Here is an 8755-nt window from a genome sequence, read left to right as displayed (position 1 = left end):
CAGCAATAGTCCTCTCTGTTCCTACCCAATCTCTAAGACAGGTATGTCAGCAATTACATGATTGTGGCCTAAAAAAAGACATAGCAATAATCTTAGCCTGTAAGGGAATAGAAAGATCTACATTAAAACTACCTAGTGAAATAGTAAATGAAGTTTTACCTAACAATCAAGTTGCCATTTTTTCAGGCCCCAGTTTCGCCATAGAAGTCGCAAAAAAACTACCCTATTCAATGGTTCTTGCATGTCAAAACAGTACATTAGGTCCAAAGCTAATGTCAGAACTACAGCAGGAAAATATTAAACTACACTTTAGCAGGGACATCATAGGAGTACAGATTTGTGCAGCACTGAAGAATGTTTTTGCTATAGCATGTGGAATTATTTTAAGTAAAAAACTTGGATGCAATGCTCACGCAGCACTGATAACAAATAGTATGAATGAAATAAAGACTTTATATCTAGCAAAAACAGGTAACGCTAATATAGACATAGACACGCTACTTGGACCAGCATGTTTGGGTGATCTGGTTATGACATGCACATCCTTGAATTCAAGAAATCTGTCCTTTGGGTTTAAAATAGGTAGTAGTAACGATAGCTTTGACGTTCAGCAGATTCTGTCAGAAGGTAAGTCAGTGACTGAAGGTTTTAGTACCGCTCAATCTGCATTTAATTTAACAGAGAAGCTAAAGATAAAAATGCCTATATGTGAAGCGGTCTATAGATTGTTGTATGAAAGTGTATCTATAGAAGATACTATTTCTGCTCTTGTAAATTAATTTTATAGTTTGGTGTACCGTGGAATTTTTATATAAATTGATATCAACATGGTGGCTATCTGGCACAGTAAAAAAAATGCCAGGTACTATAGGCAGTTTAGCTGCTTATCCAGTTGTTCCTCTAATACTAGGTAACAAAATTTTAGGTGCAGCAATTATCTTTTTCTTATTCTTAATCGGATTGTGGTCCACAAGTAATTACATAAAACATTATCAGGCTTCACATGATCCAAAAGAGGTAGTGATTGACGAAGTAGTTGGTCAATTGCTGACAATATTTCTAATTTCAACATTGCTAAACCAAGAAGTGAGTTGTTCTTTATTATTGTTGTGCTTTTTTTCTTTTAGGTTTTTTGATATAATAAAAACGTGGCCTATAAATTTGATCGATAAAAATATCAAAGGTCCTCTAGGCGTTATGCTGGATGATATTATAGCTGCAATTTCAGCCTGTGTTCTCGTAGGGGCCTTTTATTGTTCATTGTCTGTGTATGCAGGATAAGAAAATTTATTATTCAAGCTTGGTTACTAAAAATCTGAAGGATTATATACTGTACACAGCGAGCTTATCTCAGTGGGAAGTGCATGGCGAATTTGATAACATTACATTTACAATCAATGGTACTAGAGAATCATTATTCAATTTTGTGTTTTGTGGAGACCAATGTAACGAGCTTTCTGTACAAAGAACCCTAGATTATCTTAGAGCAAGGAATATAGAAGCAACATGGGTAATGGATTCGCATGCAAAGACAAAGGGCATTTTAGAAAAGTGTGAGATAAAACACGTTAGCACACCAAAAAAAGCTTTACTTAACATGAAAAACTACCTCTTACCTGCTGACATTGTTCCAGATTTGAGGTTGAACGCTGTAAATAGTAGCAACCTCTTAGAACAGTTAGATTTATGTACTTCTAAGATTTTTCATCACAACGTTGGAATTGTCAGCACATTTTTTCGCGGATTATCGAGTTATAATGATAAAGACTCAGGATTAAGATTTTTTCTTGCAACACTAAACAACGAAGTTGTTGGGACATGCGGCTTTTGCATTCAGGACAACATAGCTGGTTTCTATAGCGATGGAGTTTTACCGATTCATAGAAACCGTGGAATAGGTACCCAAATGGTTTTAGAAAGAATCAAGATAATTCAGCAGCTTAAGTGCAAATATATAGTAGCACATTGTATGAAACCTTCCGTTAACCTCTACAGAAGATTGGGCTTTCAGATATTAGGCAATCTTTACTTGTACACTTCTTCAGCGTAACTTATACATACCCTTGTTGAGCGGTTATAAATTTTTACGTCTGTTTTAAAAGTACTATGTTTTTTTTGTATGAAGTAGTTTTATTATTAATTTTAATATTATTCTTTCTTTCTTATTCCAAATTGAAAGTGGATAATAAAATTAAGAGCCTACAACATCAAAATATTATAATAAGTAACTTAATTGATACTGTGGATGATGGGTTTTATATTTGGGATGCAAAAAAACGTATAGAAAAGTTTTCCCCTAACTTACTAATTTTACTTAATACTGTTTTTTACTCATTTAATGAGTTTGTCAATTTTTTTGAGCAATCGGAAAGCTTAATTAAAAATTTTACTGAGGCAAAAAAAGTAAATAAATCTTTTACTCTAGACTTGAAGTCAAAAGGCGGCGAAGTTTACTGTATATGTTATGGTAGAAGCATAATAGATAACTCTAATAACGTAATTGGCGTGCTGTTGTGGATAAGAAACGTCTCAGACTACAAAATAAAAGCTAACGAACTGGAGTTAGAAAATAGTAAGCTTAAACAAAAAGTAGAGAACTACAGGAACATTTTCAACTCTCTACCGTTTCCAATACTAAAATATAATGAAAATAAAAAAGTAAAGTTTTGCAACCTATTTTATGATAAATATATAAATAGCTCCCGGAGATTGGCTGTTACTGACAGTGTCCACAGCACCAAACCAGGAAAACATGTGATAACTTGCAAAAACGAACGCAAGGTTTTTGATTTTATTAGAATTCCAATACAAAATTTTGGTGGCGCAGTGATGTATGGAAAAGATGTTAGCGATGCAGAGGAGTTACGTGCTAGGCTAGATAGTTATTTAGCTGCACAGAAAAATTTACTCGAGGAGTTACCAATTGCTATTGCAATATACAGTAAGAATCAAAAACTGAAGTTTCATAATAATGCTTTTGTAAAAACCTTTCAACTTGATACAAAGTTTTTGGCATCCAATCCAACTTATCATGAAGTCATGCTTTACCTATTTGAATCTCAGAAGCTTTTAGAACAAAAAGATTTCCAAACTATTAGTAACCAAAGGCATGAGTTATTCAAAAGATTATTTGGACCACATAATGACACAATTCATCTTACAAATGGAAAAATGTTCAGGATATTGATAATACCCTATGCTTCAGAAGGTTTGCTCTTTTCCTATGAGGAATGCAAAAGGTAGCCTCAAACTCCTTCCCTTCCTACCATAAGCTGTTTCATTTTCGCTATTGCTCTTGCTGGGTTAAGCCCTTTAGGGCAGGTTTTCGTGCAATTCATTATTGTATGACAACGATACAACTTAAACGGATCATTCAAGGCATCAAGTCTTTCATTTGTCTTATTATCACGGCTATCAGCAATCCATCTGTAAGCCTGTAGCAGTATTGCTGGTCCTAAAAATTTATCACTGTTCCACCAATAGCTTGGGCAGCTAGTTGAACAACAAGCACACAATATGCAATCAGAAAGTCCATCCAGTTTTTTTCTATCTTCAGGAGATTGTAAATACTCTTGATTTGGCAAATCAGGTTTATCTGCTTGTAACCAAGGATTGATTGACTTGTATTGCTCATAAAATTGACTCAGGTCCGAAACTAGGTCTTTTATTACATACATATGAGGTAATGGATATATTTTTACGTCATCTTTTATGTCGTCTATGGATTTAGTACATGCAAGAGTGTTGGTTCCATCAATATTCATAGCACAAGATCCACATATTCCTTCTCTACAAGAACGTCTGAAAGTTAAGGTTGAATCTATTTCATCCTTTATTTTTATTAATGCGTCAAGCACCATAGGGCCACAATTATCCATATCAATAAAAAACGTGTCTACTCTAGGATTTTTCTCGTCATCAGCAGACCAACGGTAAATTTGAAATCTTCTGACATTTTTTACTCCAGCAGGAGCAGGGTAGAACTTGCCCTTTTCATTAATTTTAGAATTTTTCGGCAGAGAAAACTGGACCATATTGCTTACCTTTTATCGTCTATAGCTAAAAACCCTTTTGCTTTGTAGATAACACATTTTAGCATTCTCTACTATATTTTTTATTAAATTCCTTTTAAATCGCGCTCATATTATAGCCCAGCGAAGTTAAAATTTTTCTTTCTAGGTCTTTCATTATAATTTCCTCATCTTCTTTTTGGTGATCGTAATCAAGTAAATGTAGCAATCCATGCACTAACATATGTGCAACGTGAGCTAGGATAGATATATGGTGCTCATTTGACTCTTTTTGTATTGTATCTATTGAAATTGCTATGTCTCCTAAATCGCACTTGTTGGATAATTGCTCACACTGAAATGATAACACGTTAGTTGGCTTATCCATTTTTCTGAATCTTAAGTTAAGTCGACGTAGTAAATCATCATCAGCAAGAGCTATCGATATACTTGGTTTATAATGGTCTATTTTTAATTCTTTCAGAGAAGCATTTATAATATCTAATACAAAGTTCTCTGGATCTCCTGTAATGCTGTGCCACCTCTCATCGAGAATATTTACTTCTAACATTCACTCATTCTTATTATTTCATTCCATTCGGCTTCTGATACTGGAGAAACTGACAAGCGCGGTTGTTTTAATATGGCCATGTTTTTTAAAAGTGGGTTTCGTTTTATATCACTTAACGTTACTTGATTACTCAAAGGCTTGGAAAATTTCACGTCTACCAGTCCAAACTTGGAGCCGTTAACGCGGTAGTATTCCTTAAAGACCTCAATTATCCCAAATATCACTTTTTCTTTACCTGTATGATAAAAAAACGCAGAATCACCTAATTTCATAGCTCTCATATAGCTTTGAGCTTGATAGTTGCATACACCATCCCACTTAGCTACCTTCTCCTTTTCCATTTCTTGCCATGAATATTCGCTTGGCTCTGACTTAAGCAGCCAAAATTGCATTATTTCTTTCTTCTTAAATAGGCTGGTATATCATAGATATTGTTGCTCCACTTAACCCCTTCATTTACTTGTTCAGCTGGTTTTATCTCTGGTACAGGAGTTTGGCTATAGGACCACTTGAACTTTTCTTTCTCTGAAGTCTCGCTTTGATTCACAGACGGAGTTTCTGGCTTGTCATCACAAACAGTGCTACTATCAATACCAGTTGCAAGAACAGAAACCCTAACTTTTCCTTCCATTGCTTGATCAAAGGTAGCGCCGAATATTATATTTGCGTTTTCATCCACTTCTTCGCGTACCCTATTTGCTGCAGCATCAACTTCAAATAGAGTCATATCTCCGCCACCTGTAATGTTAATCAATATTCCTTGCGCACCTTTCATTGACACATTATCAAGTAATGGATTAGATATTGCAGCTTCTGCAGCACTAATTGCTCTATCTTCTCCCTCCGCTTCTCCAGTACCAATCATTGCTTTGCCCATTTCACTCATCACTGTTTCTATATCAGCAAAATCAAGATTAATGAGCCCCGGCATAACCATTAAATCAGTCACTCCTCTGATACCAATATGCAGGACATTATCAGCAAGTTTAAATGCATCAGAGAATGTAGTTTTCTCATTGGCAATTCTAAACAAGTTTTGGTTTGGGATAACAATGAGAGTGTCCACGTATTTTTGTAATTCCTCAAGTCCAAGTTCTGCAATGCGCATACGACGCACACCTTCAAAGCTAAATGGCTTGGTTACAACTCCAACAGTCAGTATCTTTTTTTCTTTTAACGCTTTATCCTTAACTGCAGCTCTTGCTTCTCTTGCTGCTTTCGCAATCACTGGCGCTGCACCTGTTCCAGTACCACCACCCATTCCTGCCGTGATGAAAAGCATATGACTATCTTTTATATGCTCCATAATCTCATCAATTGATTCTTCTGCTGCGCCTTTGCCGACATCCGGCAAAGCACCAGCACCAAGTCCTTTAGTTAAGTTAATACCTAGCTGAATTTTTTTATCACACAATGACTTCTCTAGCGCTTGAGCATCAGTATTTGCTACAACAAAATTCACTCCTTGCAAGTTGGATTGGATCATGTTATTCACAGCGTTTCCGCCAGCACCGCCCACTCCCACAACGGTAATCCTTGGGTGCAATATAGGTAATTCTGGCAGACTAAGGTCAATTGACATTTAAATTTCCCAAATTTAGTGAATTCACTTGATAATAAGTTACTGCTTTTTTAACAATATGCAAACACTTTTCACTTCTATAGACATAAACAGTAAATAAGATTTACTTATTCTTAACTTTATGAGTACCGTAGATGCGACGATTACTAGACTTTCAGATAGCGTTATTGGACCAGCTCAAGAAATAGAAAACGTTTATAAAAAGGGATAGAAATCTATCCCTTTTTGCCGAAAACTGCTATTGACTTGGAGTAGGAGCAGTAGTTTTTTCTTGTGAGATTCCAAATACTTCCTTAAGTTCGTCTATCTTGCTTGTTGGATTTTCATCTTTAAGCAATTCACATGCTTTCTCAATTTGGTTTGCTTTACTAAGGTTCATGTATATGAAAGTACCAATAGTTACCACTATTGCAGTAGTTAGCAGACCAGTAAATACCGGATTAGCCGCGGCAAGTGCATATAATCCCTTAACTCCCGCCATCGTACCAGCGTAAGTTGATGCTGCTGTTGTATTGACAAAACCTGCATAAGCTGGGCTTAAAAAATAAGCAGCCATAAGCGGAACTGCTACAACCACACCGACAACTGCAGCTGTTTTCCATTTGTTATTTTTAACGTACTCACCAAACCCACCAATAGCACCTGGAATTCCCCAGTCATCTTGCTTGTATCCTTCTGAAATAGAATGAAGAACACCATCACCTTCTTTATATTTATAATTTGTTAATGCCATAACTCTACTCCTAAAACATAATGTATTAAATTCTTATTTATTAGAAGTAAAATATATCATAAGAAAAACCTCCTGTCAAGCAAATTAATTTATTAGTACGCTCTTATTCTGTAATTGAGAGCTTCAGCAATGTGCGCTCTTTTCACTTCTTCACTTTTTGCAAGATCTGCAATGGTTCTTGCAACTCTTAATACGCGTGTGTAACCTCGATTGGAAATATAGTTTTCTTTTAGCACGTGCTTTAGTAGCTCTAACCCTGCTTGGTCTGGCTTAGTGAACTTATTCAATGCTTCACCAGCTACTTCTGAGTTACAACTAATACTTAATTTGCTGTAGCGCTCAGCCTGAATTCTCCTTGCCGCTATTACTCTTTCTCTGATTCTGTCAGTACTCTCTCCCTCTGAATAAATTTCAGGAGAAAGTATGCTGACATTTGGCATTTCGATGCATATATCTATTCTATCAAGCAATGGTCCTGATATTTTATTCCTATAATCTGTGCCACATCGTGGAGCTTTGTTGCACGATCTACTTGCATTTCCTAAGTAGCCACACCTGCAGGGATTCATCGCAGCAATTAGTTGAAAATGTGCTGGGTAGGTAATGTGGGCGTTAGCCCTTGCAATAGTAACTTTTCTGCCTTCAAGTGGTTGGCGTAGGGAATCAAGCACAAGTCTTGGAAACTCTGGCAATTCGTCAAGGAACAATACTCCATTATGAGCCATAGTGATTTCCCCAGGTTTCGCATTTTTCCCTCCTCCTGTCATCGCTGGCATGGAGCATGAATGATGAGGTTCACGAAAGGGACGAGTTACCTTGAATATCTCATTGCCAGCTTGTGTTATACTGGAAATAATATTTACATCAATCATTTCACGCTCAGTTAAATCAGGCAGTAGCCCTATAAATCATTTGGCAAGCATCGACTTTCCAGTACCGGGAGGTCCAACAAGAAGCATATTATGTCCGCCTGCTGCTGCTATTTCAGCCGCTCTTTTTGCTACAACTTGGCCTTTAATATCCTTCATATCTGGTACTGATCTTTTTTCTTTCGGTTTATTAAAAATTACCGGCTCAATCGACTTCTCACCTTTGAAGTGTCTAATAATATCGGTCAATTTCTCTATAGCCAAAACTGAGACATTCTTTACCCATGAAGCCTCTATTCCATTTCCCCTTGGGCAGATTATTCCTTTGTTTTTCTGTTTTGCGTTGATTACCGCTGGCAAAACCCCTGAAACTGAAATAACCCTGCTGTCAAGGGAAAGTTCACCCATAATGATGTAAGACTGAACTTTTTCAACTGGTATAACGTTTATCACAACAAGCAGTCCAATAGCAATAGCCAAATCATAGTGGCTGCCTTCTTTCAGCAAATCTGCAGGGGAAAGATTAATTGTGATTCTTTTAGGAGGGAGCAGTAGATTAATTGAGTTTAGTGCTGCTCTAATACGTTCCCTGGATTCTGCAACAGTTTTGTCCGGCAATCCAACGATATTAAAGGCAGGAACACCATTTGCCATGTGAATTTGGACATTAACATTCACTATATTAATTCCCTGAAGCGCAACGGTATTTATATTTGCAATCATAATACATTTTATAAAATTCTTAATGAAATATATTAAAGAAGTTGTGAAATAAAGGCTTTGAACTCCTTGATTTGGGCTGTCACCAGACTTTTTGCATAGTTTTTAGCAGCGCGTTGGATTCAATAGAAACAAAAAAACTACTTGACAACCTTTGCCGTTATCCTTATAATAACATTGAAGCCATTTATTTATCTTCGCAATTTCTGCAGTGTATTAATGACAAAAAACTTAGAGTATTTGGCGTCTCATTGTTTAAATTTTCGCACT

Annotated in this window: 9 protein-coding genes and 1 pseudogene; 4 read left to right on the top strand and 6 right to left on the bottom strand. The window is 36.3% G+C overall.

Going from position 1 to position 8755, the window contains the following annotated elements; translation table 11 throughout:
• The 4 genes from DM84_RS02930 to DM84_RS02915 all read left to right on the top strand — a co-directional run.
• Nucleotides 1-779 (top strand): NAD(P)H-dependent glycerol-3-phosphate dehydrogenase (locus DM84_RS02930; protein WP_250778253.1); only part of this gene is annotated, 779 nt, incomplete at its 5' end.
• A gap of 19 nt (nt 780-798) precedes the next feature.
• Nucleotides 799-1281, top strand: a complete 483-nt coding sequence (locus DM84_RS02925; protein WP_250778252.1) for a phosphatidylglycerophosphatase A family protein — start codon at nt 799-801, stop codon at nt 1279-1281.
• Nucleotides 1271-2050, top strand: coding sequence for a GNAT family N-acetyltransferase (locus DM84_RS02920; RefSeq protein WP_250778251.1), 780 nt, complete (start codon nt 1271-1273; stop codon nt 2048-2050). Before DM84_RS02925 ends, DM84_RS02920 begins: the two co-directional genes overlap by 11 nt.
• Nucleotides 2051-2106: 56 nt before the next feature.
• Nucleotides 2107-3243: a hypothetical protein gene (locus DM84_RS02915; RefSeq protein ID WP_284706118.1), complete on the top strand. Its 1137-nt coding sequence runs from the start codon at nt 2107-2109 to the stop codon at nt 3241-3243.
• A gap of 2 nt (nt 3244-3245) precedes the next feature.
• Here DM84_RS02915 and DM84_RS02910 read toward each other — a convergent pair whose 3' ends face one another.
• The 6 genes and pseudogenes from DM84_RS02910 to DM84_RS02885 form a co-directional block, all read right to left on the bottom strand.
• Nucleotides 3246-4034 (bottom strand): succinate dehydrogenase iron-sulfur subunit, encoded by a 789-nt coding sequence (locus DM84_RS02910; RefSeq protein ID WP_250778249.1) that lies wholly within the window; start codon nt 4032-4034, stop codon nt 3246-3248.
• 94 nt (nt 4035-4128) lie between these two features.
• Entirely contained in the window at nt 4129-4581 is a 453-nt protein-coding gene (gene ybeY / locus DM84_RS02905; protein WP_250778248.1) for an rRNA maturation RNase YbeY, read from the bottom strand.
• Nucleotides 4575-4973, bottom strand: coding sequence for an EVE domain-containing protein (locus DM84_RS02900; RefSeq protein ID WP_250778247.1), 399 nt, complete (start codon nt 4971-4973; stop codon nt 4575-4577). Before DM84_RS02900 ends, ybeY begins: the two co-directional genes overlap by 7 nt.
• A complete protein-coding gene (gene ftsZ / locus DM84_RS02895; protein WP_250778246.1) occupies nt 4973-6163 on the bottom strand; it encodes a cell division protein FtsZ in 1191 nt (396 codons plus the stop codon). Before ftsZ ends, DM84_RS02900 begins: the two co-directional genes overlap by 1 nt.
• 238 nt (nt 6164-6401) lie before the next feature.
• Nucleotides 6402-6896 (bottom strand): hypothetical protein, encoded by a 495-nt coding sequence (locus DM84_RS02890; protein WP_250778245.1) that lies wholly within the window; start codon nt 6894-6896, stop codon nt 6402-6404.
• A 92-nt stretch (nt 6897-6988) separates the two neighbouring features.
• Nucleotides 6989-8488: pseudogene (locus tag DM84_RS02885) on the bottom strand (YifB family Mg chelatase-like AAA ATPase).
• Nucleotides 8489-8755: the final 267 nt, after the last annotated feature.

The sequence above is a fragment of the Wolbachia pipientis genome (assembly GCF_023661085.1).
GTDB lineage: Bacteria > Pseudomonadota > Alphaproteobacteria > Rickettsiales > Anaplasmataceae > Wolbachia.
Note: the sequence above shows the minus strand (reverse complement) of the source record. Positions and strands in the feature narration are given on the sequence as shown.

Excerpts from the sequence above, each read along its gene's own strand:
- DM84_RS02900 (WP_250778247.1), bottom strand. The coding sequence starts at position 4,973 with ATGCAATTTTGGCTGCTTAAGTCAGAGCCAAGCGAATATTCATGGCAA.
- DM84_RS02920 (WP_250778251.1), top strand. The coding sequence starts at position 1,271 with ATGCAGGATAAGAAAATTTATTATTCAAGCTTGGTTACTAAAAATCTG.
- DM84_RS02910 (WP_250778249.1), bottom strand. The coding sequence starts at position 4,034 with ATGGTCCAGTTTTCTCTGCCGAAAAATTCTAAAATTAATGAAAAGGGC.
- ybeY (WP_250778248.1), bottom strand. The coding sequence starts at position 4,581 with ATGTTAGAAGTAAATATTCTCGATGAGAGGTGGCACAGCATTACAGGA.
- ftsZ (WP_250778246.1), bottom strand. The coding sequence starts at position 6,163 with ATGTCAATTGACCTTAGTCTGCCAGAATTACCTATATTGCACCCAAGG.
- DM84_RS02915 (WP_284706118.1), top strand. The coding sequence starts at position 2,107 with ATGTTTTTTTTGTATGAAGTAGTTTTATTATTAATTTTAATATTATTC.
- DM84_RS02890 (WP_250778245.1), bottom strand. The coding sequence starts at position 6,896 with ATGGCATTAACAAATTATAAATATAAAGAAGGTGATGGTGTTCTTCAT.